Genomic DNA, 26,214 nt, shown 5'->3' on the forward strand with positions numbered 1-26,214 from the left:
CATGTCGATTATTTCATTCTGGAGTCCGGAGCATGGGCGGGGAAACACTTCGAACAGCGCCGCGGTAGGAGCTATGATAGGGCTGGATTATGATATCCGGACGCTGATCGCACGGACTCAATTCGGGGATTCGAGTCTGGAGGGCGCTTTTCTTAAATCCAAAGAGCTGCAGTTGAGAAATTTCGCTGCCTCAACCGCATCCGGTATGGACGCACTGGAGCGGCTGTTTAAAACGAAACGGCTGGAAGCGGCGAGTATCAGCAATCATACCTTGTCGCTTGAGCCAGGTCGGCTGGATCTTTTGACCGGAACAAGCAAGTCTTATGAATCTGCCTATGAAGGTATTGAGCATGTTATTGCAGCCATATTTGAAGAAGCTAAACGGTATTATCAAGCCATTATTTTGGATATTGAAGGCGGCAGCACCAACGCTGTGTCGAATCAGCTTTTAAAAAGCTCGGACCTGGTCGTAGTAAATCTCAGCCAGGATATCATGTCACTGGAACGCTACATCAGTAAAGAGCAGTGGCCATCCGGATTGCAGGAAACAAACAGAATGATTTTACTTGGACAATATGATCCCCACTCCAAGTACAACATGACGAATATTAGGCGGAAATTTGGAATCAAGGACCCGGTCTTTGCTCTTCCATACTGCTCCGAGTACCGGGATGCATTCAATGATAGGGATGTGCTTGGGTGGTTCCGGCGCTCCCGCAATGCCGGCCGACGCCATGGGAGTTACCCTTTCTTTCAGGAGGTCAGGAAGACTGCCAAGGAGATCCTGGCACAAATTGGGGTTAACACAGAGATCAAGCATATTGAGAGGGGAGTATCCTGATGCTTGTAGTGTGGAATGGCATCGGCATAGGAATTCTTTTGATCGTTCTTCTGTCTTACCTGATTTATAAGCTAAGGAATCCTCTCTCTGTATCGCGAGAAAAGAAAAATGTGGAGGATCTGGAGCGGTATAGCATGAAGCAGATTAGCCGGTACATTAAAGACAAATTCAATGAAATGACAGGCGCGAATCTGTACGATCTCGCCCTGGATCTTGAGGATTTCAACCGCCAGAAGCACATGCGCACCGAGCTTAAAGCCGCGCTGAAGGGCTGCAACAGCGGTGATTTGTACGACAAAATGTACGTCAAGGATTTGATTTATGATTTGCTGCTTCGGGATTACGGTCTGGATGAGCGAAATATAAACTATGTTCTTCCCTTTGAGGAAGCGGACAAGCTCACAGCCCGGGATAAATTCGATATTTTAATGCAATTGTATAAGAAAAAGCACAACTATAAGGCGCTGCCAAGGATGATCGAGGAGTATCGTATGGATGAACTCAAAGCCGTCATCGAGGGCGGGCAGACGGAATCCTACATCATCACGGAGGATGAGATTAACAAGATTTACAGGGAGAAAGCCAGGGGTCCAGTGTCCTTTGAGGATAAGATGCAAGTCATCGTGCAGCGGATTTACCAGGGATTTAAAGGGTTTGGGGTCATAGATGAAATCCGATACATGGAAATTGACGGTGTGTCCGGCGGTGTATCCGGTATTCCTGCCGCCATGCGGGACATTGAGGATGAAGAACAGATGCTGCAGGCCATGAGAACCCATTCCAAGCAGGATAATACCCATTCAGTATGGATTATGTATCGAGGTAAAACCATACATTTGTCCTTCTTGTCCTTTGGCAGCGAGCTGGAGCTGAAGCGAATCTGTCAATCTATCTACAAATGGAACAATCCGGGCCAGCTAACTGAGCAGAATGGTTTTATCGTCAACGATATGAAGGATCATTCACGGATTGTTGTCATGCGTCCCCCATTTGCGGAATCATGGGTGTTTTTCAACCGGAAGTTCAACCTCACGTACACGGATCTGGAAAACTTCCTGAATCCGAAGGATCGGGGATATGCGTTTGATAATACCGAATTGCCCATTCGGTTGATTCCCTTTCTTATGAAGGGGGCAAGAGTAACTACCGTGACAGGGGACCAGGGAACCGGTAAATCAACCTTAATGATGGCTATGGCACGTTATATCGCCGGTTACTTGACGATTCGGGTGCAGGAAATGGCCTTTGAGCTGCATTTGCGGAATCTGTTTCCGCAGCGGAACATTGTGTCTATCCGGGAAACCGCGGATATCACAGGCCAAAAAGGGATGGATATTCAAAAAAAGACGGATGGAGCGGTCAACATTATCGGCGAGGCCGCGACAGCAGAACAGGTGGCCTGGTTTTTGCAGGCGGGTACAGTTGCCAGCTTATTCACTATTTTGTCGCACCATGCGAAGACGTTCCGGGATCTCGTATTTTCTCTGCGTAATTCCACACTGCAGACGGGACTTTTCCGTAACGAATCCATTGCCGAACAGCAGGTTGTCAGTGTATTGGATTTTGATATCCATTTGTTCAAGGATGCGGAAGGACGTAGGTACATTGAACGGATAACGGAATGTGTACCCATGATGGAGCAGGATACATATCCGCAAGAACCAGAGCAGGCAGCCATTGAGTTTTACAGGCGCATGACGGATCGTAAAACCTTTGAGGGCAGGGATATTGTGGTCTTCCAGGACGGGGGGTATATCGCCAAGCATCCGATATCCGAGCGCCAGCAGACGGAAATGATGCGCCATATGAATGCTAAGGACCGGACGGAGTTTGAGGAGTTGCTTGCAGTCTATTGGAAGGTGCCAGCATGAACAGTTGGCTGATCACAGGTTTCTCCTTCGGAATGTTCATTCTGTTTATTATCGCTTTTGTTTTCATTGCCTTCGTGAGAAACGCGGAAGGCAGAAAGAAAAGCGATGTTTTTGAAAAGCTATTTGGGAAGAGGGCCAATCGTCATCGCCTGAACCTGCTTTATCAGAGGTCATACGTTCAGTTTCAGCGACTTCCCTTGCTGCGGAAGTACATCTGGAAAATCCGCAAGCGGCTGGAGGTTCTGGATTCCTTCGACGAGTATGCGATACGCCGGCAGACCATGAACATTGCTTTTATTTCATTAAGCTCGACAACCATTCTGGTTCTGCTGTTCTGCCTGATTAGCCGGGACTTGCTCACGGTCTTTTTCATTCTCTTCGGTGCTGTGGTCTTGAACGGGGTGATGATCACCACCTTTGTGAACCGTGTCGAGGATCGGCTGTTGAAGCGGTCTATCACACTGTACGAGGATACAAGACATCAATTTCAGCGTACCAAGAATGTGGAGGAGGCTATTTATGAAGCCAGCCTTACTGCGCCTCATGAAGCCGCGCGGCATGGCGAGCGAATCTATGAAATCTTGACCGCCGATGATCAGCATAAGGCGTTGGACACTTATTATGAAGTGGCACCGAACAAGTATTATAAGATGTTCACCGGATTTTCCTTTCTCGTATCTGAATTCGGGGATCGGATTGTCAGAAATTCATCTATGTATCTCAGTGCGATTACCAAGCTGATCCAGGACGTCAATTACGAAATTTTGCGAAGAGAGCGCCTGAACTATTTACTCAAGGGCTTATCGACGATTGTCGTACTTTCCGTGGTGTTTATAAAACCGATAGAGCTATGGGCGAAAACCTATTTTCCCGTTATGAGCGATTTTTATTCGAGTAAGCTCGGTTTTTTCGTCAAAGTCTTCTTCTTTCTCGTCGTACTGCTGTGTTATGCGTTGATCAAAAAGCTGCTGGCGAATGACGAGGCCAGGTATGTGGCGAAGACGGAGCGCGTTTTGTGGGAGAAGCTGCTGTATACCAAAATCACTCTGCTGCGCTGGGTGGTGGACCGCTTTGTACCCGCACCGCATAGAAAAGCCCACTTTCAGCTAACGGTACTCATCAAGGAAGCCAACTCCTATCTCACGGTAGAGTGGCTGTATGTGCAGCGACTGCTTCTAAGCGGAATCATTTTGATAGGAACGGTCTCGATGTTTTTCTATATGCATTCTCTGTCCATCCATCATGTGCTCCATGATCCTTTACGGGGTACGGGAATATTCGGGAAGCTTGGCCCTGATGAGTTGGCGGCAGCGCAAAAGAATACCGATTTTGACCGCTCCGTTCTCGCAGCCATGGAAGATGCGGCAGAGGTCACCCCTTCCTCGCTGATTACGTTGGTAAGCACGTTAACACAGACCAGCAGCAATGATTCAACAACCATTTATACGGCAAACCGAATCTATCAAAAATACGTGGAGATTCAGAATGAGTACTTCAAGTGGTGGGAGCTGCTGCTGTGTATGCTGCTGACCTGTGTAGCTTATTTTACACCTCTCTGGCTGCTGTATTTCCAGAAAAAGATCCGGTATATGGAGATGCAGGACGAGGTGGATCAGTTCCATACGATGATTTCCATCCTGGCTCAGTTTGAAAGAATGGATGTGGAAACGGTGCTTGAGTGGATGGAGAGATACAGCGTTATTTTCAAAGACCCGATAAAAAACTGTCTGAATAACTTCAGCAGCGGTCAGGAAGAAGCTCTTGAAATACTGGGTGAAGATGTGGCCTTTGAACCATTTGTCAGGATTGTTGAGAAGCTGAGGTTAGCGGTTGAGAAAATCCCGCTGCTTCAGGCCTTTGATGATTTGGAGCTGACGAAGGAGTATTACGCCGAAAAACGCAAAGAGCACTTCAATCGGCTGATTGAGCGGAAGGCATTCTGGGGCAGAATCTTCGGATTGGCACCATCCATGTACTTAATCTTTCTTTATCTGGTACTCCCAATGCTCTATCTCAGTATGACACAAGCTGGGGCATCGTTTGAGCAAATACAGAATGTGCAGTGATTCGATTTTTTTAAATTCTATAGTTACCAAAGGAGAGTATGAAATATGGGCACAGCAGCAAAAGCATTAGTCGGAGCGGCAGGTCTCTTTCTGGCCATCGCCCTCATCACGTTGAGTGTAACTCTGTTCGGCACGGCCCAGGAGGGAGCCAAACAAGCGCAGACTGAATTTTCCGGTATTCAGACCGAGCTGTCGGGGCAGGCGTATGCGGGTTATGACAATACCATTTTGACCGGCAGCCAGGTGGTCAACACTATTCGTAAATTCGGCAATAAAGAAAATTTTACGATCAAGGTGTCGACGAACAAGAACAGGAGCGGAACCACCTACACCAAAGGCAGCATTGGGGGGACTACGGATGTAACATCCAATGAGTACGTCAACCCGTCAGGTCAATTTAAAGGCTTAGTCATGCGTGACGAGAACAATGTGGTGACAGGTATTGAGTTTACGCAAAGCTAATGGGTGAATAAACAGATATGAATATTACAGCTAAAATGCTGTTCACTGCGGCCGGCTTCCTGCTCTTCATCAGTGCGGCCGTTTCCGGGATCGGATTGTTTCGCGAAAATCATCAGGCCCTTGGCGAGGTAAATGCTGTAATGGATAGTCGTGACCGAAATTTGGTCGTAATGCCTGTGATTGAAGAGGAAGAAAGGATCAGCGGCTCGGCTGTTATGCAGTCCATATTCCAAATCGCGGAGCTTGGGGCGGATATCCAGGTGGATGGCTATCTTTTTTCCAAAGACGTCATTATAGAAGAGACAGACGTTTCCATGATTGCTCCTCAGGCTGTATACAGCACAGCGTATCAAAGGAATGGTGATGGCGTACTGCAACGAGTGATATTTAGAAAACAATGAGGGACGGAGATTGGAAATGGCCAGGTACGTGCTTTATCCATTTGCCATTATACTTGCTTGTCTGCTGCTCTATTTCTATCCTATGCAAGCGGCGTATCAGCAGCAAGATCAAATCGCGTACAACCTTGCTTACCAAGCAACTTCCAATTTTGTGGATTCTGTCCGCAACAAAGGGTACATTACACCGGCAATGTATAACGATTTTACGAGGGAGCTTGGTACCTCTAATCTATATGATATTCAGATGGAGCATAGGGCAAAGCAGTACAATCCGGTCTATTTGGACCCGCTGGACGCCACTACCTTTACCGGAAAAACAGATGTTTATTATGATGCCCGGTACACGAAAAGTATTTTGGCATCTCTATTCCCAGGGGGGAGCAGCTCTGATTTAGCGGAAAGTCGGCGGTATTACATGCGGGAGGGGGATTTTTTCTCTGTAACGGTGAGAAATACGAATACTACAAAGGCTTCCCTGCTGCATAACTTCCTGACCAATGATCAAACTGGAGACTCAACGCGGGTCTATATCCCTTACGGAGGGATGATACTGAATGAAGATTATTAGCTGGTCTCTTGTGTTTGTGATGATTGTATTTCCGCTTTTCTTTGAAAATAATCTGCGGGTGCTGGAACAGGAAAGAACGCTGGAAAAAATGGTTCTGTATGACGGGGCTGTGCGGACGGCTGTACAGGATGCTGCTTTTGCGCTTCAGTTGAACGAGAGTCAGGATATGGAGAGCAGTTATGATTTTGTGAAAAGGATACGTGCCAATAAAGAGCTGGCCGTTGAGGCTTTTTACGAGACGCTGTTTAACAATGTTGGAATCCGCGACGATGAAACCGCTCAGGGGATGCTCAAAACGTACATTCCCCTGATTGCGGTGGTTGATTACGACGGTCTTTGGGTGTACACCAACGAAACTTTCAGGAATGAAAGAGGAGAAAACGTCAATAAGCAAGTATGGAAAGCCCGAAAGCCGTTTGCTTATGTGGATGATCAGGGGAACAGCCTCTCTTTTACGCTGGATGACTATGTGTATGTCTATGACGCAGCAGCCCAAATATGGTTTGAGGGCACAAGAGCGGACGTCTCGCTTCTTACCAGCCATCGAATAGCTTTGCTTGAAGATCAGGAGCTTTTTGAACAGGTTCGCAGAACTACGATTATATCAGTTTTGCAGGATAATCTGGCATATTATACAAATTCCTACAATGAGTATGTACGTAATCTAGGCATTACCTATACGTTTACGCTTCCGCACGTGGATCAGGAAGAATGGAATAACACCATTAACGATGTTGGGGTAATTTCCTTTATTCAAGGTGTGCCGGTTGGACTGAATCGTTATAACAGCTACGCGCTCGGCGGCAGCAGGCTGATTAAAAGTACGGAGATATTCGGTTATTTGGAAAATGGCATCAAAGTCTATTACCGTGCCTCTGACAACTATCAAGGAGAAATCGTAGAAAAGTTCACAAGCGAGAAAGAGGCGGCTTTGGCCGGTTACTTTCCGGGCAGCGCAATAAAATAATTTGACAGATTAGATTTCGAGAGACTTGCATTTATAAAGAGGGGGGAAGAGGATTGTTTGGGCTACAGAGAGATTTTGCGCTGAACGGCGGTACATTTATGATTGTCAAACAGGAGCCTGACTTTAGGGTGACCGATCTCAATCCGGTCCAGAGCGGTATGGTTACGTCAAACCGGATTCAGGGATTGTTAGGCGTTATGGTTAAAGAAGTGGATTTCCGGATCGAATTGCAGTATGACATTACCGGACAACGGATGCTGTCTCATTTATGGAAGAACGGCAATATTTCAATGAGTTTGTTTTACGAAGTAATCTACCGAATTGCAGATACACTGCATAATTGCGGACAATATATGCTCGATATAAATCGTTTCATTTTGCATGAAGAGTATATGTTTATTTCGGAAAGCGAACGATCCCGCAGTGTCAGCCTGACATATGTGCCAGTGCGGAGAAACTTGTATGAAGGTACTGCAGGTGCACAATTGAAGCAGCTTATCATTCGAATGATAAGCTGCGTCTCTGAATTGGAAGGTGATGGTGTACAGCGGATACTCCAAGTCTGCGATGGGGAACTGTTTAATCCCGGCAAGCTGAAAGAGGTGCTGCTTCAATATATCCATCCCGAAACCGGTACCAGGACAAAAGGGAACGTGCACAGCCATGGTGCAACGGAATCCGGCGAGGATGTAAATGCCGACCGGAAGCCGCAGGTATTGAGAGCGAGGCAGGACAACAGCTCCATTCAGGAAAAGGACTTGGATAAGCCTTCTTCCGCAGCCAATATTTTGCCAATCCGGGAGCCAGGCTCATATACGGCATTCACAACTGCCAACAAACGAGAGGAGCCTGACGACGTTAGCGAGGATGAAGAAGAAGATGGCTATGAGCCAGAAACAGCACTTTACAAATACCGTTTGTACATAGCTTTGGGTTGTTTATTGGGTGCTGCGGTAATCTGGAAATACGTGTACCTTGAAGCTCCGAGCACCATCCGACTGTTGATCTGTGCCTTGATAACGGCAGGCATGGCCGCCCTTGCATTAATTGCGTGGCAGGGATGGAGCCTGACGGGATGGTTCAGAAGAGGACAAGACCTGGATCCGGAGGATATCCCAGATGAAGAAGCTTCGGAGCCGGCCGGTCCTCTGCGCAGGAGGTTTCGTTTTTCGTCAGAGCGGGAGGATGAGGGCCAAGAGCCATGGAGATGGTCGGTACAGGAAAAAGCACCTCAGCCTGAATATCGGCGGCTCGACGTCGAGGAGGCGAACAGGTATAACACGTTCGAGGAGGTTCATGATGTGCCCGATTCTCCACTAAGTCCGGCAACCACACTGCTTCAGGATAAACGCGTCGATATTCCGTCTTCGGTACGCCCGGGTGCCTACTTGAGAAGGGTGGCGGGCAAGTCAGACCCGGCAGAGAATATCCCGGTCAGTTCAGGCAGCTTTATTATCGGCCGCTCTCAGGAAATAGCCCAGTATGTAGAGGATACGGAGGGGGTATCCAGGTCACACGTCGAACTGAGCCTAAATGGAAGCGGACATAAGCATGTTTTGAAGGACTTAGCTTCTACGAACGGTACCCGGTTAAACGGCGACCCGATGGTCCCGTATAAGGAGTATCCGCTCGATGACGGAGACACCTTTGAACTTGCTGGCGTGGCTTATACTTATTACGCAGCCTGATAAGACTTCCTGCGGTATTCTCCTATTCGCGAAGGGTTAGTCCGACTGTTCCTTGGCATACAGGTCCTCAAGAGCTTGCTTCAAATCTGGAAATAGGAATGTGAAGCCGTGATCCAGCAGCTTTTTGGGGACCACCCTTTGGCCTTGCAGCACGATGATACTCATTTCACCGAGCGCCGCTCTAATCAGAAGGGAAGGTACAGAAAACCAATGGGGGCGACGATACACGGAGGCAATCGTTCTGCCAAATTCGTCATTGGTTACGGGAGTTGGGGCAGATGAATTCACTGCACCGGATATGGATTTGTCGTGGAGACAATGATCCACAATCCTGACCATATCGGCTATATGAATCCAGGTGGTCCACTGCCGTCCGCTGCCGATCCGGCCCCCGAATCCCAGGCGATAAGGCAGCTTTAATAGAGGAAGTGCCCCTTTTTCATGTCCAAGCACCATGCTGATCCGCAGCTTTACAAGTCTGACTCCTATTCCTTGGAAGGCTTCCGCTGCGGCTTCCCACTGTTCAGTAACCCTTGACGGAAAGTCTGTGGGCCTGTTCGGGCTGGATTCATCAAATTCCTCCGTTTCGGATGTTCCGTAAATCGACATGGCTGAAGCCTGAATAATGACCTCGGGCTTCTTGTCGAGCTGCTCGATAGCCTTGGCCAATGCCGCGATGCTGCCGACTCTCGACTGAATAATCCGGTGTTTGGCGCTTTTCGTCCAGAGCTGGTTCAGACTCTCTCCGGACAGGTTGACGATCGCATTCACTCCTCCAATCCGTTGCGGATTAAGCTCTAGCTCATCCCAGCTTATGTACTGAAGCTGATGTCCTAAGGTGCGCTCCGGTCGCCGCCGTGTCACAATTATAATTTCATGACCCGCCTCCAACCAGTGCTCGATCAGCGCACTTCCAATAAATCCGGTACCTCCGCAGACAGCAATTTTTATGGTGATGATCTCCCTTCAGACCAGCCTCCGATATCGACGTATCGGTCAGGTTATATTTTCCAATTTATTTCTCCTACTATGTAAGAATATAACTTGTTTTTAGCGCCCGGACAAATCTTACTGGAGTGCTCTTCCTGGTTCTGTTTTCCAAAAACGGTTGGCCGTCATGTTCATCGTTGTTAGATTTTCATAATCACGTTAAAATAAGGAGATATTCGAAGGTAAGGGGGGAAGAAAGATGCTGAAGATTGGTTCTCACGTATCTTTTTCTGACAAGGGATTGTTAAGCGCGACCAAAGAGGCATCACTCTACGGTTCCAGTTCGTTCATGATATATACAGGTGCACCGCAGAATACGCGCCGCAAGCCGATGGAATCCATGTATCTGGATGAAGGGAAGCAGTTGATGAAAGAGCTGGGCATGGAAGAGATTGTTGTTCACGCCCCATATATTATCAATCTGGGTTCTTACAAAGAAAATACGTACGAGCTTGCTGTGAGCTTTTTGCAGGAAGAAATCCGTAGAACCCATGCAATCGGAGTCCGGAATATTGTACTTCACCCGGGGGCCTACACGGATAAAGATCCGGAATACGGCATCAACCGGATTGCGGAAGGTCTAAATGAAGTTCTGAACGGAGTCAAAGAGACCGACGTCAACATTGCACTTGAAACGATGGCCGGTAAAGGTACGGAAATAGGCCGCAGCTTCGAAGAGCTCGCCGCCATTATGGACAAGGTGGAGTATAATGAACGCCTGACCGTATGCATGGACACCTGTCATATTCATGATGCGGGTTATGACATCGTTAACAATCTGGATGGTGTCCTTGAAGAGTTTGATAGAATTGTCGGTCTGGATCGCATCGCGGTGGTTCACCTGAACGACAGTAAAAATCCCGCAGCAGCCGGAAAGGACCGCCATGCCCCGATCGGATCGGGATGGATCGGCTTTGAGACTATCCGCAATGTGGTTCATCATGATGCGCTCAAAGGCCGCCCTTTTATTCTTGAGACACCTTGGATTGGTAAAGACGCCAAAACGCAGCGCCCGATGTATGAGGCCGAAATAGCGCTTCTGCGCGGAGATGTTGCAGAGCGCTTTGGTCAGGATTTTATGAACCAGATTGAAGATCTGCATTCTTTTTTTAGCAAGCAGGACGTGGACTCGCGTCAGTTTGTGCTTGATACCTGGACTCTGCTAAAGAACGATGCGAAAGCCAAAAAAGCAGACCCTCGTGAACCGCTCGAGCGTTTGTATGATCAAGTTGCTGAAGCTGGTCTCTTTACCGAGTTGACAGAAGAGCAGATTAATCATCGACTGATTGCCTGGTTAGCCGGCAAACAGTTGCTGGTGAATGCATAAGAAGTTTAGGAGGGTCTACAGAAAGATGGAAGTCCACGTAAATCAACATCGAGTCAATGCACACACTGTGCATGCGGACCGCGCACGTATGCTGATATCCTGTCCGGATGGTCCGGGGATCGTGGCGGCCGTTTCCCGTTTCCTTCATGAACATGGGGCTAATATCGTGCAATCGGATCAATACACTATGGACCCGGAAGGCGGCATGTTCTTCATGCGTGTTGAATTCGACCTGCCGCAGTTGGAAGCATCCCTGCCCAAGCTGGAGCAGGATTTCAGCACGGTCGCGGAGCAGTTCCGTATGGAGTGGCGCATCTCCAGTGTCAGCCGGAAAAAGAAGCTTGCGATCTTTGTATCCAAGGAAGATCATTGTCTGGTTGAACTGATTTGGCAATGGCAAGCGGGAGATCTGGATGCCGACATCGCCATGATAGTAAGCAATCACCCGGATATGAAGGAGTATGTGGAGTCTTTCGGTATCCCTTACCATCATATTCCTGTTACTCAGGATATGAAGCCTGAAGCCGAGCGCCGCCAGCTTGAAGTGATTGGCAGCGATATTGACGTCATTATCCTTGCACGGTATATGCAGATTATTTCACCGAAGTTTATCGAGCATTACAGGAACCGGATCATTAACATCCACCATTCCTTCCTTCCTGCATTTGTAGGGGGCAAGCCTTACGCTCAGGCATATAACCGCGGGGTGAAAATTATTGGGGCCACCGCGCATTATGTAACTGAGGAGCTTGACGGGGGACCTATTATCGAGCAAGACGTTCAGCGTGTCAGCCATCGGGACGATGTCACTGAATTGAAGCGCATAGGCCGCACGATTGAGCGTGTTGTTTTGGCCCGTGCGGTGAAATGGCACGTCGAAGACCGGATTTTGGTACACGAAAATAAAACCGTAGTATTTTAGTTATACAGGGGAGCAGTTCTATGGTGTTTGAATACCAGAGCGGCTCCCTTGCTGTTTTTGAGGGTTCAACAGAGCTCCCTAAATACAAATTCCGGCAATATCATACATGGAATTTACGGTTCGGGTTAATGACGATGATCTATAACGGGTATATTGAGTATATATACCCCTGAGTATGGTAAACCTCGGCGGCAAGTGGTACAATACAGGAGTAATGAATAAGTCAAAATGAAAGATTCAAGCGGATTAAATCGCATTGAGAGACTGGTGTAATAAAATTGCTGCCGGGTTCTGTTTGCGAAATCCAGAAACCATCTGGCATAGTTCAACAATTACGAGGAGGATAATCATGACTGACCAGAATCAAGAAATGATTCATAAGGACGAGAACTCTACTATTGACAATCTGTCGATCACTACCATCCGTACGCTGGCTATTGACGCCATCGAGAAAGCGAAATCCGGTCATCCAGGCATGCCGATGGGCTCCGCTCCGATGGGCTATCAATTGTTCGCGAAGACAATGAAGCATAATCCGGATCAGCCGACATGGATTAACCGCGACCGTTTTGTTTTGTCCGCTGGACACGGTTCCATGCTGCTGTACAGCCTGCTGCACCTGAGTGGCTACGATCTTCCAATGGAGGAAATCAAGCAGTTCCGTCAATGGGGAAGCAAAACTCCGGGCCATCCGGAATATGGTCATACTGCAGGTGTTGACGCTACTACTGGCCCGCTCGGCCAAGGGATCGCGATGGCGGTCGGTATGGCAATGGCTGAAGCGCAAATGGCCGCTACTTACAATAAAGATAAATTTAAAGTTGTGGATCACTTTACATATGCGATCTGCGGCGACGGCGATCTGATGGAAGGTGTATCGCACGAAGCGGCATCCCTGGCTGCTCGCTTGCACCTGGGCAAGCTTATCGTGCTGTTCGATTCAAACGATATTACACTAGACGGAGAACTGAATCTGTCTTCTTCCGAGAGTGTAGCGAAGCGTTTCGAAGCTTATGGTTGGCAGGTGCTTCGCGTAGAAGACGGTAACGATCTGCCTGCTATTGAAAAAGCGATTGCTGAGGGTCAGGCTGAAGCGCTCCGTCCTACACTGATCGAAGTCAAAACGATCATCGGTTACGGAAGCCCGAACAAGCAAGGCAAGGGCGGTCATGGTGGTACACACGGTTCCCCGCTGGGTGCCGATGAAGCCAAGCTGACGAAGGAATTTTACAAATGGGTTTACGAGGAAGACTTCTTTGTGCCTGACGAAGTACGCGCACATTTTGCCCAAGTGAAGGAGCAAGGTATTGCTTCTAATAAAGAGTGGGATGAGCTGTTTGCGAAGTATAAAGAAGCACACCCTGAGCTGGCGGCTCAATTCGAGACTGCTGTCAGCGGCAAGCTGCCAGAGGGATGGGATCGAGATCTGCCGAAATACGCCTCAGAAGATAAAGCTGTATCGACACGTGTCGCTTCTGGTAATGCGCTGAATGGACTCGCCCCGAACGTTCCGTTCTTGACAGGCGGTTCCGCTGATTTGGAGAGCTCGACCATGACTCATCTGAACAACATCTCCAACTTTACTCCTGAAGACTATGCCGGTCGCAATATTTACTTTGGTATCCGCGAGTTCGGTATGGCTGCTGCTATGAACGGTATGGCACTGCATAAAGGCGTAAAAGTGTTCGGTGGTACGTTCTTTGTATTTACAGATTATCTGCGTCCGGCTGTTCGTCTGGCTGCATTGATGGGTCTTCCTGTCACTTACGTGCTGACACACGACAGTATCGCTGTTGGTGAGGATGGTCCTACACATGAACCTATTGAGCAATTGGCTTCCCTGCGTATCATTCCGAACCTGACGGTGATCCGTCCTGCGGACGGTAACGAAACTTCGGCTGCCTGGGCATATGCTCTGGAAAATCAGGCGAATCCGGTTGCCCTCGTTCTGACTCGTCAAAATCTGCCGATTCTGCCAGGTACGGTTGACGGTGCACGCGAAGGTATCAAACACGGCGCTTATGTCGTATCTGATGCGAAGGACGGCAAGCCTGTTGCCCAAATCATTGCCACCGGCTCAGAAGTTCAACTGGCTGTCAAAGCACAGGAGGCGCTTGCTGAAGAAGGTATCCAGGTGCGTGTTATCAGCATGCCAAGCTGGGATCTGTTTGAGAAACAGGACAAGGCATACAAGGATTCCGTCCTGCTGCCTGACGTCAAAGCCCGTCTTGCTGTGGAAATGGCTTATCCGATGGGTTGGGATAAATATGTCGGCGAGCAAGGAGATATTATCGGTATCTCTACGTTCGGTGCATCTGCTCCTGGCGACCGCGTCATCAAGGAATATGGCTTTACGGTTGAGAACGTTGTGAGCAAAGTTAAAAACCTGCTTAAATAAGTAGTTGCCACACAACTTATATCGTTCGAACTTGTTTTAATCAAAAAGTTAGGAATCGGAACCGCCGGAAAGGCGATTCCGGTTTCGAATCATTCATCAGTTCTGTCCTGATGAATGATTCGAAACGAAACGAGGAGACGTGGCGCATGGAACAGTTCAACGGAGTCAGCGTAGTCAAGAAAGCGAATGTATATTATGAAGGGAAGGTAACCAGTCGTACGGTCCTTCTGGCTGACGGTTCGAAAGTGACCCTAGGAATCATGCTGCCTGGAACGTATGAATTCGGTACGGATTCCCGTGAGATCATGGAAATTTTGTCCGGAGATTTAAGTGTACTACTGCCAGGGGAGGAAACCTGGGTGGATATCAAGGGAGAGGGGACATTCCATGTGCCTGCTGAGTCCAAGTTCAGGCTGGAAGTACGGAGTGTAACGGACTACTGCTGTTCATATCCGGCGTAACCCGATGATATCTCATCCATAGGCGTAGGGCCTCTCAAGGAACCGGACAATAATCTGATTTGTCATGCTTGTCAGGCCCTAAAATATAAAGTATCCTATTGCTAAGCCGCTTTATGGGCAGTATATTGAAGCGCCTTGGTTAATAGCAAAACAGGAGGTTCAATCATGTCCAAGAAGGTTTCTTTCGACTACAGTAAAGCGCTCACTTTTGTGGGACAACACGAAATCGACTATTTTGCAGAACCGATCAAATTGGCCCATGAGCAATTGCACAATAAAACAGGTGTGGGCTCTGATTACCTTGGCTGGATCGATCTGCCTACTGATTATGATAAAGAAGAATTTTCGCGTATCCAAAAGGCCGCGGCCAAAATTCAAAGTGACTCCGACGTGCTGATTGTGATCGGCATCGGCGGTTCTTATTTGGGAGCGCGTGCGGCGATTGAAATGCTATCGCATTCCTTCTACAATATTCTGCCGAAGGACAAGCGTAAAACACCTGAAATCTACTTTGCGGGCAACAATATCAGCTCTACATATGTGAATCATCTGCTAGAGTTGATTGAGGGTAAGGATTTCTCCGTCAATGTGATTTCCAAATCCGGTACTACAACGGAGCCGGCGATTGCTTTCCGTATCTTCCGCGCCGCTTTGGAGAAAAAGTACGGCAGAGAAGAAGCGCGTAAACGTATTTATGCCACTACGGATAAAGCGCGCGGTGCGCTCAAAAGCCTGGCAAATGAAGAAGGCTACGAGTCCTTCGTCATCCCGGATGATGTGGGCGGACGTTATTCCGTGCTGACTGCGGTAGGTCTCCTGCCAATCGCAACAGCCGGTATTAATATTGAGGAAATGATGCAGGGTGCTGCAGAAGCAGCCCAAAATTACAGCAATCCTAATGTAGCTGAGAACGAGGCTTACCAGTATGCTGCTGTCCGTAATGCGCTGTACCGGAAGGGCAAAGCAACGGAAATTCTCGTGAACTATGAGCCTTCTCTGCACTTTGTGTCCGAGTGGTGGAAACAGCTCTTCGGCGAGAGTGAAGGCAAGGATTATAAAGGAATTTACCCGGCATCGGTAGATTTCTCGACAGATCTTCATTCCATGGGACAATTTATCCAGGAAGGAAGCCGTAATATTTTTGAAACGGTAATTCAGGTCGAGAACGTGCCTAGCCATATTACGATTGAAGAGGATACAGACGATCTTGACGGCCTCAATTTCCTGGCAGGCAAGACAATGGATTTTGTGAACAAAAAAGCGTTTCAGGGCACAATGCTGGCACATACGGACGGTCAGGTACCTAACCTCATCGTGAACATACCGGATCTCACGCCATACACATTTGGGTATCTGGTATATTTCTTCGAAAAGGCCTGTGGCATCAGCGGTTACCTGCTGGGTGTCAATCCGTTTGATCAGCCGGGTGTTGAAGCTTACAAGAAGAATATGTTTGCACTGCTGGGCAAACCAGGCTTTGAGGAAGAGAAAGCGAAGCTGGAAGCCAGATTGTCCGAGTAATTTGCGAGCAGTTTTAAAGATTTTGCACGATTTACAAGAAAGCAGTTCACCAGTTGTATGCTGATGGGCTGCTTTCTTTCAAAATGAAGTGGGGAATGATCGGCCATGCTGGAACGATACCGAACTGTACGTAATGCCGGCCAGAAAGAGATCGTGATTAAAAAGTCACGCTTCATCGGCCATGTACGGCCAGTTGAACACGAAGAGGAAGCGGTTGCTTTTATAGAAGAAATCAAAAAACTTCACTGGAATGCCACCCATAACTGCTCAGCTTACATGATCGGTGAGCGTGATGAAATCCAGAAGCAATCGGATGATGGGGAGCCGAGCGGTACAGCCGGCAAACCGATACTTGAAGTGATCCGCAACCAGGGCTTGAAAAATGTGGTGATTGTTGTCACCCGTTATTTCGGCGGTATCATGCTGGGAGCAGGCGGCCTGATTAGAGCATATACGGACGGCGCCGTAGCGGCTATCGAAGCCGGAGAAGCCATCACGCGTGTTCTGCATAGGGAAGTGTTTGTGGAGCTCGATTATACCTGGCTGGGTAAGGTGGAAAATGAATTGCGAAACCGCGGAATTCGGATGGGGGATACCGATTTTACAGATAAAGTGAAGTTGACCTGTCTGCCCGTGGATGGGGAGTCGGAAGACTTTAAGCTCTGGATGACAGATATAACACAGGGACAATCGCTCATAACGGAGGGAAATCAGCTTTACTTCATTGAAGGGGAATAAAAACATATGGCTAGAAGAGCAGTAGAACAGGAGTTGTCACGGGAACGGATACTGGAAGCGGCGAGGCATCTTTTCATTACGAAAGGCTACCGGGCCATTTCAATGCGCAGCATTGGACAGCATCTGGGATATAGTCATGGATCCTTATACTATCATTTCAAAGAAAAAGCAGAGCTTTTCTACGCCATTGTCATGGAGGATTTCAGAGCGCTTGCTGAAATTTTGATGCAGGCGGTCAACAAAACACCTCCTGAAGGTCTGAGCAAACCGGAACAGCTGATGCTGGAGTTCATCCGGTTCGGGTTAGAAAACCCGTACCAGTACGAGATTATGTTCATGATCCGGGATGAAGAACTGCTTACCTACTGCCGTTCTGAGCAAAGCCGATGTCTGGAGTTATTCGCATCCATGATCCGCCAGCACTTGGGGCAGGGAGATCATTCGGAGACAGACCGGCAGCGTATTCCACACAGCCTCTTTCTATCCCTGCACGGTTTTGTTTCCTATTACATTCAGGACAGACTAACATTTGAGGAAATTCGGCCGGCTGCGCTTGCTCACGTTAAACTGATGTGCAGAAATATATGAAAAAAGCGGGTGCCGTTACGAACGGCATTTTTTAAAACTTTTATGCTTCAGGACGTTGCAATAGCATAACTGTACATGGAGAAAGATAAAGGATTAGAGAGACGATGGAGCTTGTCTGGCGCACACATCGTCTTTTTTTGAAGATTTAATAGATCCCTTGCCAACGCCCCAGCAGCAATCGCCCGTCGTGAATAACCAGTGTCTGAGAAGGGCCCGCGGTAATGGCTTTCAAATGAGATGCGGTATTTCCTTCGGTATGGTGCCGCTGCCCACCCCGCTTTTTTTCACGTATAAAGCGACCTCCCGTGTAATATCGCGAATTTCATCCCGTTTGGTTGTCGTCAATTCAAAGGTATGCAGCATAATGTAATCTCCCTTCAGAATATAATCATTTCGAATATATTGTATAAGAAAACATTAAAAAGGCATTGACGGTCTACGAAAGAATTTGGTAAAGTATCACATAAGTAAAACCAAGTATACTAATTGGATTAATCCATTAATTGATTATTCCTCAATGTAAAACATAGAAAAATTATGACCGGACTTTTGTTGGGGAAGGAAGGCAGGAAACACAGAATGAATACAGTTTTCCGTTACAAGGGATGGACGTGGGGGTTCCGCTCAACCGTTTTATTGTATTTTATCGTTTTGGTCATTCTGCCTATTACGGGAGTGTACTATAACTCCGTTACGCTCGGATGGACTGTATTTATGGAAAGCATCAGGGACCCCATCGCTTGGAAAGCGGTGCTGCTGACCTTGAGAATGGCGGCGATGGCTACTGTGATCAATATCATCATCGGCACAATGATCGCCTGGGTGCTGGGGAGGTACAGATTTCGAGGGCGTTCTCTTCTGAATAGTCTGGTGGATCTGCCGTTTGCACTACCTACGGCCGTCGGAGGACTGATGATTCTGCTGCTGCTGGGACCGGGTAGTCTGGTTGGACGGTTGGCTGAAAGTCTTGGCTTTGAAATCGTATTTCATCAGCCGGCCATCGTGATTGCCATGGTGTTTGTGACGTTTCCATTTGTAATCCGGGCGGTTCAGCCTTTGCTGGAGGAAATTGATCCGTCCGAGGAGGAAGCTTCTTACACGCTTGGTGCATCCAGGAGCCGGACGTTCTGGAGGGTGATTCTCCCGTCCATGCTGCCAGGCATGGTGAGCGGTGGCATGCTGGCCTTTTCAAGGGCATTGGCGGAATTTGGTGCGGTCGTGCTGGTAGCGGGCAATATTCCGGGAAGAACGCTGGTCGCGTCGGTGTTCATCTACGGGGAGGTCGAAAGCGACAATCCGGTGGGTGCGGCCGCAGTATCCGTTATTTTGTTGACCTTATCCTTTCTCATTCTGTGGGGCATCAACATCGTTCAGACAAGAGGGAGAAGACGATGAAAAAATTGTGGATCAGTCTTACTTATCTTGTATTTATCCTGCTGATCATCATTCCGTTGATCCGGATAGTAACAGGGGCCTTCGCTCAGGGAATCTCAGGCTTTACCGCCGCTTTACTGCGGCCCGAGGCGCTGCACGCCCTGATGATGACCGGAGCCGTTGTTGTTGTCGTCACCTTGTTGAATACGCTGTTCGGCGTTATGATGGCCATTTACTTGGTTCGAGCGAACTGGCTGAGTGACCGGGTGAAAAACGTATTGAACAGCATTGTGGATCTGCCTTATGCGGTCTCGCCGGTCATTGGAGGGCTCATGATCGTGCTGCTGCTTGGTCCGGACAGTATTATGGGCACATTCTTTGAGAGAAGCGGGTTTCAGGTGGTATACGCCTTCCCTGGTATGGTGATCGCCACTCTGTTTGTAACGTTTCCGCTGATGGTGCGGGAGATTATGCCTGTTTTGCAGGAAATCGGGGCTCAGCAGGAGGAAGCTGCTTCTACACTGGGGGCTTATGGATGGAGAACCTTTTGGTACGTTACCTGGCCTTCCATTCGCTGGGCTGTCATTTACGGTGTTGTGCTTACGGTGGCCCGTTCACTGGGCGAATTCGGCGCCGTGCTGGTCGTATCGGGCAATATCATGAACAAGACACAAACGGCCACGACACTCGTGTATCAGGATGTGGAGAACTTCAATGTTACTGCAGCGAACGGATTGGCGCTTGTATTGGCTGCCTTTTCCGCGGCGCTGCTGCTCATCATGGAATGGTCCAAAAAAAGAAAGGAAGTGCACTGATATGCAGCACGTGGAGGTTCGCAATCTGAACAAGCATTTTGGCAGCTTTCATGCGGTTAAGGACGTGTCTTTCGAAATTGCCAAAGGCCATCTGATCGGTCTGCTCGGTCCGAGTGGAGGGGGCAAAACGTCGATTCTGAGAATGCTGTCTGGTCTGGAAAGCCCGGACGGCGGGGATATCCTTTTCCATGGGCAGCGTGTCAATGATCTTCCTCCGCAGGAACGCGGAATTGGATTTGTTTTTCAAAATTATGCGTTATTTAAGCATATGACCGTGTTTGAAAACATCGCCTTTGGCTTGAAGATCAAAAAAACGCCGAAGGCGCAAATTAGGGAACGAGTCATGGAGCTAGTGGAGCTGACTGGCCTCAAAGGCTTCGAAAAACGCTACCCTCATCAGCTCTCGGGAGGCCAGCGCCAACGGGTGGCCTTTGCACGTGCGCTTGCTCCCGAGCCGCAACTGCTGCTGCTCGACGAGCCCTTCGCCGCCATTGATGCCAAAATACGCCAGGAGCTGCGTACCTGGCTGCGTGACTTGATCGAGCGAGTGGGCATTACGTCTATCTTCGTTACACATGACCAGGACGAAGCGATAGAGGTAGCCGACGAGATTATGGTCATCAATCAGGGGCGCCTAGAGCAGAAGGGCACGCCTTGGGATATTTATAAAAGCCCGGGCACACCGTTTGTCGCCTCCTTTATCGGTGAATCCACGATCGTGGAGGATGCTTCAACCTTGAAGGGCTTCGATACAACCGCAGGACCCGGGGTCCGGGCATTGATTCGTCCGGAATATATTGAAATGGGATATGATCATGAATTTACACTCCGTTCCGCAACGGAAACAGGCACAGTCCGGCATTTGCATTTTCGTGGCAGCGAATGGATGGTAGAGGTTGAGGTGGGCAGCAATCGTCTCATTACCTACAGGTCGCTGGAGAAGCCAACGCTTCATCCTGGCGAGGAAGTGCGGGTGCTTATTCACCGGGCCTATCTCTTCAACGATGAGTCAAGCTGGATGGTGGAGAACAGGCTGAAGGAAGACCCGATGCCGGTCATGATCTGATGAAGAAGAGGACAGCGAGGAGCATGTGATATGCGGAGCAGGTTGAGCAAAACAAAGCATCGTATGTTGTCGGCACTGCTTTTGCTGTCGATTGTAGCGGCAGTGGCGGCTGGGTGCGGTGGAACGGATCAGGCGCAGGAAGCCGCGGCCAGTGGCCGGCCGGCGGATGCGACGCTTGTCATCGGAGCTTACAGCGTGGTCAAGGATGCGATGGCTGAGATCATTCCCCGTTTTCAGGAAAAGTGGGAGGCCGGGACTGGTCAGAAGGTCGAATTCCAGGAATCATATGAAGCTTCCGGGACTCAGGCGCGGGCTATTGCCGGTGGCTTTGAGGCGGATGTCACCATGCTGGCTATGGAAGGTGATGTGCAGAAGCTCGTCAGCGCCGGTCTGGTCAGTCCGAGATGGAAGGAAGCGCAGCATGAGGGCATGATTACGCGTTCTATTGTTGTGCTGGGTACAAGGGAAGGGAATCCGCTTGGCATTACGGATTTTGCGGATTTAACCAAGCCTGGGGTCAAAGTGCTGTATCCGAATCCGAAGACCTCTGGAGGTGCCCAGTGGGACATTAATGCGATCTATGGTGCGGGCTTGAAGATATCGGAGGAAAAAGGCAAAAAGGACCCGGCAGCAGCGAAGCAGTTTCTGGCGGATGTTCACCAGAATGTCGAGTCGCTGGATAAAAGCGGCCGGGCGTCGATGGCTGCCTTTGAATACGGAGTGGGCGATGTCATTGTCACCTATGAAAACGAACTGCTGGCTCGAATCGCCAAGGGGGTCAAGTACGAGATCGTCATTCCCAAGCATACGATTCTGATCGAAAATCCGGCCGCAGTAGTCGATAAAAATGTGGATAAGCACGGCAATCGTGAGTTGGCTGAAGCGTTTGTAGACTATCTGCAGTCGGAAGAAGCACAGCGGATTTTTGCCGAAAACGGGTTTCGCCCTGTGGATGAAAAAGTCTATAATGAAATGGAAAGCAGCTTTCCCCAGCCGTCCGGTTTGTTTGATATCGAGTATCTGGGTGGATGGGACAAGGTGAGGGACGAACTGTATTCCAAGCGGGGAATCTGGTATCAGGTATTGGCCGGCTTATAAAAAGCTTGAAGAATCAAATATTGGTTTCCGAAGAACACTGCCGATTCGCCCTATACGGGTGGGCAGTGTTTCTTTCTATAACAGGGTGCAGGTATAATGGAGAAAAGAGGTTAGAAAGAGGTTAGTATGAACCAACTTACTTTTCTGGGAACAGGGGATGCCATGGGAGTTCCCCGTGTTTACTGCAACTGCAGTGTATGTGAGGAAGCACGTCTGACAGGAGCTAACCGGAGGCTGAGGTCATCAGTGCTGGTAGAAGGAGATGATGAATCGTTCCTCATCGATTGTGGCCCGGACTGGCGTACACAGATGGAAAATATGGGCATACGCCATACAGATACAATTTTGGTTACTCATGCCCACTTTGATCACATTGCTGGACTGCCGGAGTGGGCGGATGCCTGCCGCTGGCTGGGCAAGCGGGGACGGCTGTATGCTCCGCAGGAAGTCATTGACGTCATCCTGCGTCAGTTTCCATGGCTGCAAGGGAATTTGGACCTGCTGCCTGCGGACGGCGGCATCCGGCTGGGTGGCTGGGACATCCAGGGCTGGCGTGTCAATCATGGCAAGAACGGCTACTCTTACGCATACCGGCTGACAAAAAGCGGCTTCACATGGGCCTACTGCTCGGACGCTATTGGCCTGAATGAAGCCGAGAAGAAGCCTTTGAACGGGCTGGATCTGCTAGTGCTTGGAACCAGCTTCTACCATGAAGAAGCAGAGTACTCCACCCGTTCGGTGTATGACATGCTGGAGGCTCAGGAGCTGTTGGTCGAGCTCAAGCCCAAACGGACACTATTTACTCATATGTCTCATGATGTGGACGTGAATCAGGCCTATTCACTGGCGGACGGAATTGCTTTGGCCCGGACGGGAACTCAGGTTAGGCTTGCGTACAAGGACAACTAGCCTTCCTTCGAAGTTTAGGAGCTCATTCTCTTATTTAAGAGATTCATAGACAGAAAGCAGCCTCCGCATCCCTTCACGGATCTGCGCTTCGTTGGCAAAAGGATAGGATAGCCTGATATACGGATTTTCCATGGAGGCCAACGGATCAAACACATGTCCCGGTATAAAGGATACGGATTGTGTCAGCGCGGCCTGCAGGAATGAGCGCATGTCTACTTGGCGCGGAAGCCGGACCCACAGGTTAAGCCCGCCGACAGGACTGTTCCATGCCCACCCGGAGTCCGACAGGCAACGCTCCATCGTCTCCTTGCGAAGCTGCAGCGCCGTGCACAGCTTCTCCAGATGCTGCTGCATGCGTGGAGAACGGAAATAGTGCAGGAACAGCTTCTGGTTCAGCAGCGGGGAGCCGTTATCGGCCAACGATTTGGCTGCCAGCAGACCCGGCATATGCTCTGCACGGCAGGCCAGCGCAGCAATCCGCAATCCAGGTGCAACATACTTGCTGTAGCTGCGGATATAAATGACATGCCCGGTTGTGGCGTAGGTGAATACCGGTGGCGGAGTCTTAAGGCCGAAGTGAATGTCATAAGTGCTGTCGTCCTCAAGGATGACGCACCCGTACCGTTCGGCTAGCTCAGGCAGCAGCTTGCGCTGTGCGGCAGGTATGGTGAAGCCTGTTGGATTGTGAAAGGTCGGATTGATATAAAAAAGCCGTGGTTTCTCGGTGCGCATGCATTGTTCAATCCGTTCCAGATCATACCCATCCGGCCGGATATCTACCGTCAGCAGACGCGCTCCCTGCCTGCGGAAGATTTCCATAGCCGGTCCGTATGCGGGACGCTCCACCAGCACGCGGTCTCCGGGACGAATCAGAGTCCTTGCCGTCAGATCGATGGCCTGTTGTCCGCCGGAAGTAATGAGCAGTTCGTCAGCGGATAAGTCAAACCCTGTATTGGAAAAGTGATCCGCCAGCGCTCCACGCAGTTCTGCATCTCCCTGAACAGTCGAGTAGGTGCCAGGCAGCTTAGGATACTCGCGGAACACATTTGTCATTAGCTCCGACCAGAATCGGTTCGGCAGCAGGGCGGGGTCAATCAATGCTTTGGAGAACTGATAGTCCACTTGAATGGAGTGAATGCGTGAAAGCTCATCCGCACGCGCCCAGCTTCCGTACACGGGGTCTTCTGCCGGTTCCCGATCTACCCGCCCGTTTGGTGGCTGTACATAATAACCTGATTTATCCTTGACGTAGATTCTGCCTTTAGTTTTCAGCTCCTGATAAGCACGGAATACGGTCAGCCTGTGTACGCCCAGATCATCCGAGAGCCTGCGTACAGAGGGAAGCCTTTCGTGTTCCTTCCATTCCCCGCGTTCTATGCGCACTTCTATATAATTCATTACCTGTTCATACAGCTTGAAGGCGGCATCAGCCGAAAAAGCTGCCTTAACCGTCATCTTCCTCACGCTCCTTTTCTTCATTGTACCTTATATGCTTCCAATCTGTTCTATCTAATTTCGACTGTTCTGCCCCTGCTGCTTTATCATGAAGCACAACAAGGGGGGAACAAGATGATAGGTGTTGCTTTTGTCGTCATGTGTCTGATTTTTGGGACGACTTTTTTGGCCATTAAAGTGGGAATTGATGCGGGACTTCCCCCGTTTCTGTCGGGTGGGGTCCGTTTTACTACTGCGGGTGTAATTGTTCTGCTTCTGCTGCGGATGACGGGGAAGGTGAAGATATCGCTTCTGCTGCGCAAAGAGACGATGATCAGCGGTGCGGGATTAACGTTTGGCACGTTTGCCGCCCTGTATTGGGCAGAACAGCATGTCAGCTCAGGAATCGGTGCCGTGTTGTCTGCAACCGGCCCGCTGATGATCGTTCTAATCCAGTCCCTGCTGCTGCGGCAAAAGGTGTCACGCCGCTCCATTATCGGCTGTCTGGCAGGGTTTACAGGTGTAGTGTTGGTTATGATTCCGGGCATTGTTGTGGATGTAAGCGGGTTGTGGGTGCTGGGATGTGTGCTGGTTCTGGCAGGAGAGGTTTGCTACACGGGAGGCGCGCTGTATTCAAAACATGTTATCACAAAGCTGGCGGGTACAAATCCGATTGCCCTGAATGCCGCACAGATGCTGCACGGTGGTCTTCTACTGCTTGTCTTATCGTTGTTCACCGAGAGCTGGCAAATCAGCAATTGGAGCCCTATTCCAGCTGCCGCTTCGCTGCTGTATCTGACCGTAATTGGCTCCATGGCGGGCCACAGCCTGTTTTACTGGATTATGGCGCGGACGAATCCGTTGTTTCCTTCGACATGGCTCTATATATCTCCGCCGATTGCCGTAGGTCTAGGCGTGCTTCTGTACGGGGAAGAGGTCAGTCTGATCAGTCTCGCGGGTGTTGTCCTGATTCTGGGGGGAATGATTTTTATGAACCAATCGGCCTGGGATTGGCTCCGGCGTAAAGGAAAACTATTTTCAGGAAATAAAATATTGGGCCAGAAAAATAAAGTTATAGACTGACAAGCATGATAAGCGCCTTCACTGTAGTACTGAGATAGCACCATCAAGGGGAGGAAACAACATGACTGAAACCGTGCTCGTGATCACTTCGATGCAGACGCCTGAAGAAGCCAGTGCCTTTAAAACCCTTAACGAGGAATGGATTGCCCGCATCTTCACCATCGAAGAGGCCGATCGCTTCATCCTCGATAACCCGGTAAGAAACATCGTGGATAGAGGAGGGGACGTACTGATCGCCCGCGCAGGCGATTCCATCGTAGGCTGCGCTGCACTCGTGCCGACCGGAGCTGGCGTGTTCGAACTTTCGAAGATGAGCGTTGAACCCGAGTGCCGGGGGCGTGGATACGGGCGGAGAATCATTCTTGCCGCTATTCACCGCGCACGCGAGCTTGGGGCAGCTTCTCTCTTTTTAGGGAGCAGCACCAAGCTGCCGAATGCCGTTCATCTTTACGAATCCGTTGGCTTCAAACACGTTTCGGTTGAGCAAATCGGGCCCATGCCTTATGCAAGAGCGAATGTATTTATGGAGCTGGAACTGGAATGAATACGACGGACAGAGGGCCGGAGATGACGTTAATATGAAAAAGAAGCCTCTTCCATCTAAAAGGGAAAGAGGCTTCTTTGCA

General features: G+C 49.4%; 24 protein-coding genes and 1 pseudogene. 22 read left to right on the forward strand and 3 right to left on the reverse strand.

Translation table 11 applies throughout. The annotated features are described in order from the left end of the window. The first annotated feature begins 1 nt into the window (after position 1). From OIN60_RS00540 to OIN60_RS00575, 8 genes are read left to right on the forward strand one after another with little or no spacing between them, the layout of a single operon-like run. Positions 2-841: a CpaE/TadZ family protein gene (locus tag OIN60_RS00540; protein WP_305752916.1), complete on the forward strand. Its 840-nt coding sequence runs from the start codon at positions 2-4 to the stop codon at positions 839-841. Beyond that, positions 841-2,712 carry a P-loop NTPase family protein gene (locus OIN60_RS00545; protein ID WP_305752917.1) on the forward strand — a complete coding sequence of 624 codons (1,872 nt, stop codon included), beginning with the start codon at positions 841-843 and terminating at the stop codon, positions 2,710-2,712. Before OIN60_RS00540 ends, OIN60_RS00545 begins: the two co-directional genes overlap by 1 nt. Next, positions 2,709-4,778, forward strand: a complete 2,070-nt coding sequence (locus OIN60_RS00550) for a hypothetical protein (RefSeq protein WP_305752918.1) — start codon at positions 2,709-2,711, stop codon at positions 4,776-4,778. Before OIN60_RS00545 ends, OIN60_RS00550 begins: the two co-directional genes overlap by 4 nt. A 45-nt stretch (positions 4,779-4,823) precedes the next feature. Continuing rightward, on the forward strand, positions 4,824-5,240 hold the full coding sequence (locus OIN60_RS00555) for an ABC transporter permease (protein WP_305752919.1): 417 nt from the start codon (positions 4,824-4,826) through the stop codon (positions 5,238-5,240). Positions 5,241-5,257: 17 nt separating this feature from the next. Beyond that, positions 5,258-5,641 (forward strand): hypothetical protein, encoded by a 384-nt coding sequence (locus tag OIN60_RS00560; protein ID WP_305752920.1) that lies wholly within the window; start codon positions 5,258-5,260, stop codon positions 5,639-5,641. A gap of 16 nt (positions 5,642-5,657) precedes the next feature. Beyond that, on the forward strand, positions 5,658-6,209 hold the full coding sequence (locus tag OIN60_RS00565) for a hypothetical protein (RefSeq protein WP_305752921.1): 552 nt from the start codon (positions 5,658-5,660) through the stop codon (positions 6,207-6,209). Then, positions 6,196-7,176 (forward strand): hypothetical protein, encoded by a 981-nt coding sequence (locus OIN60_RS00570; protein WP_305752922.1) that lies wholly within the window; start codon positions 6,196-6,198, stop codon positions 7,174-7,176. The genes OIN60_RS00565 and OIN60_RS00570 overlap by 14 nt, the downstream gene beginning before the upstream one ends. Positions 7,177-7,229: 53 nt before the next feature. After that, entirely contained in the window at positions 7,230-8,864 is a 1,635-nt protein-coding gene (locus OIN60_RS00575) for a DUF6382 and FHA domain-containing protein (protein ID WP_305752923.1), read from the forward strand. A gap of 36 nt (positions 8,865-8,900) precedes the next feature. Here OIN60_RS00575 and OIN60_RS00580 read toward each other — a convergent pair whose 3' ends face one another. Then, the gene (locus OIN60_RS00580) at positions 8,901-9,815 is read right to left on the reverse strand and encodes a TIGR01777 family oxidoreductase (protein WP_305753172.1); all 915 of its coding nucleotides are present in this window, start codon (positions 9,813-9,815) and stop codon (positions 8,901-8,903) included. Between the two features lie 238 nt (positions 9,816-10,053). Between OIN60_RS00580 and OIN60_RS00585 the strand changes: the two genes are divergently transcribed. The 7 genes from OIN60_RS00585 (at position 10,054) to OIN60_RS00615 (ending at position 17,809) form a co-directional block, all read left to right on the forward strand. Then, a complete protein-coding gene (locus OIN60_RS00585) occupies positions 10,054-11,181 on the forward strand; it encodes a deoxyribonuclease IV (protein WP_305752924.1) in 1,128 nt (375 codons plus the stop codon). Between the two features lie 25 nt (positions 11,182-11,206). Further along, positions 11,207-12,103 (forward strand): formyltetrahydrofolate deformylase, encoded by an 897-nt coding sequence (gene purU, locus OIN60_RS00590; RefSeq protein WP_305752925.1) that lies wholly within the window; start codon positions 11,207-11,209, stop codon positions 12,101-12,103. 349 nt (positions 12,104-12,452) lie between these two features. Next, positions 12,453-14,501, forward strand: coding sequence for a transketolase (gene tkt, locus OIN60_RS00595; RefSeq protein WP_305752926.1), 2,049 nt, complete (start codon positions 12,453-12,455; stop codon positions 14,499-14,501). 146 nt (positions 14,502-14,647) lie between these two features. Continuing rightward, the gene (gene ppnP, locus OIN60_RS00600; protein WP_305752927.1) at positions 14,648-14,962 is read left to right on the forward strand and encodes a pyrimidine/purine nucleoside phosphorylase; all 315 of its coding nucleotides are present in this window, start codon (positions 14,648-14,650) and stop codon (positions 14,960-14,962) included. Positions 14,963-15,127: 165 nt separating this feature from the next. Further along, on the forward strand, positions 15,128-16,483 hold the full coding sequence (locus tag OIN60_RS00605) for a glucose-6-phosphate isomerase (protein ID WP_305752928.1): 1,356 nt from the start codon (positions 15,128-15,130) through the stop codon (positions 16,481-16,483). A gap of 105 nt (positions 16,484-16,588) precedes the next feature. Further along, the gene (locus OIN60_RS00610; RefSeq protein WP_305752929.1) at positions 16,589-17,221 is read left to right on the forward strand and encodes a YigZ family protein; all 633 of its coding nucleotides are present in this window, start codon (positions 16,589-16,591) and stop codon (positions 17,219-17,221) included. A 6-nt stretch (positions 17,222-17,227) separates the two neighbouring features. Further along, the gene (locus tag OIN60_RS00615) at positions 17,228-17,809 is read left to right on the forward strand and encodes a TetR/AcrR family transcriptional regulator (RefSeq protein ID WP_305752930.1); all 582 of its coding nucleotides are present in this window, start codon (positions 17,228-17,230) and stop codon (positions 17,807-17,809) included. Between the two features lie 145 nt (positions 17,810-17,954). Here OIN60_RS00615 and OIN60_RS00620 read toward each other — a convergent pair. Further along, positions 17,955-18,172: pseudogene (locus OIN60_RS00620) on the reverse strand (YjbQ family protein). Positions 18,173-18,388: 216 nt separating this feature from the next. Here OIN60_RS00620 and cysT point away from each other — a divergent pair. From cysT to OIN60_RS00645, 5 genes are all read left to right on the forward strand, one after another. Continuing rightward, positions 18,389-19,204 (forward strand): sulfate ABC transporter permease subunit CysT, encoded by an 816-nt coding sequence (cysT, locus tag OIN60_RS00625; protein WP_305752931.1) that lies wholly within the window; start codon positions 18,389-18,391, stop codon positions 19,202-19,204. After that, entirely contained in the window at positions 19,201-19,998 is a 798-nt protein-coding gene (locus OIN60_RS00630) for a sulfate ABC transporter permease subunit (protein ID WP_305752932.1), read from the forward strand. The genes cysT and OIN60_RS00630 overlap by 4 nt, the downstream gene beginning before the upstream one ends. 1 nt (position 19,999) lies before the next feature. After that, the gene (locus tag OIN60_RS00635) at positions 20,000-21,064 is read left to right on the forward strand and encodes a sulfate/molybdate ABC transporter ATP-binding protein (protein WP_305752933.1); all 1,065 of its coding nucleotides are present in this window, start codon (positions 20,000-20,002) and stop codon (positions 21,062-21,064) included. 30 nt (positions 21,065-21,094) lie between these two features. Beyond that, positions 21,095-22,162 (forward strand): sulfate ABC transporter substrate-binding protein, encoded by a 1,068-nt coding sequence (locus OIN60_RS00640; RefSeq protein ID WP_305752934.1) that lies wholly within the window; start codon positions 21,095-21,097, stop codon positions 22,160-22,162. A gap of 126 nt (positions 22,163-22,288) precedes the next feature. Further along, positions 22,289-23,071 (forward strand): MBL fold metallo-hydrolase, encoded by a 783-nt coding sequence (locus OIN60_RS00645; RefSeq protein WP_305752935.1) that lies wholly within the window; start codon positions 22,289-22,291, stop codon positions 23,069-23,071. 30 nt (positions 23,072-23,101) lie between these two features. Here the strand turns inward: OIN60_RS00645 and OIN60_RS00650 are convergent, their stop codons facing one another. Continuing rightward, positions 23,102-24,526: an aminotransferase-like domain-containing protein gene (locus OIN60_RS00650; protein ID WP_305752936.1), complete on the reverse strand. Its 1,425-nt coding sequence runs from the start codon at positions 24,524-24,526 to the stop codon at positions 23,102-23,104. Between the two features lie 114 nt (positions 24,527-24,640). Here OIN60_RS00650 and OIN60_RS00655 point away from each other — a divergent pair, with 114 nt between their 5' ends. Together OIN60_RS00655 and OIN60_RS00660 are read left to right on the forward strand one after the other, a co-directional pair. Then, on the forward strand, positions 24,641-25,588 hold the full coding sequence (locus OIN60_RS00655; protein ID WP_305752937.1) for a DMT family transporter: 948 nt from the start codon (positions 24,641-24,643) through the stop codon (positions 25,586-25,588). 61 nt (positions 25,589-25,649) lie between these two features. Beyond that, a complete protein-coding gene (locus OIN60_RS00660; protein WP_305752938.1) occupies positions 25,650-26,132 on the forward strand; it encodes a GNAT family N-acetyltransferase in 483 nt (160 codons plus the stop codon). The last annotated feature ends 82 nt before the right edge of the window (positions 26,133-26,214 follow it).

It is taken from the genome of Paenibacillus zeirhizosphaerae, assembly GCF_030705605.1.
Classification (GTDB): Bacteria; Bacillota; Bacilli; order Paenibacillales; family Paenibacillaceae; genus Paenibacillus; species Paenibacillus zeirhizosphaerae.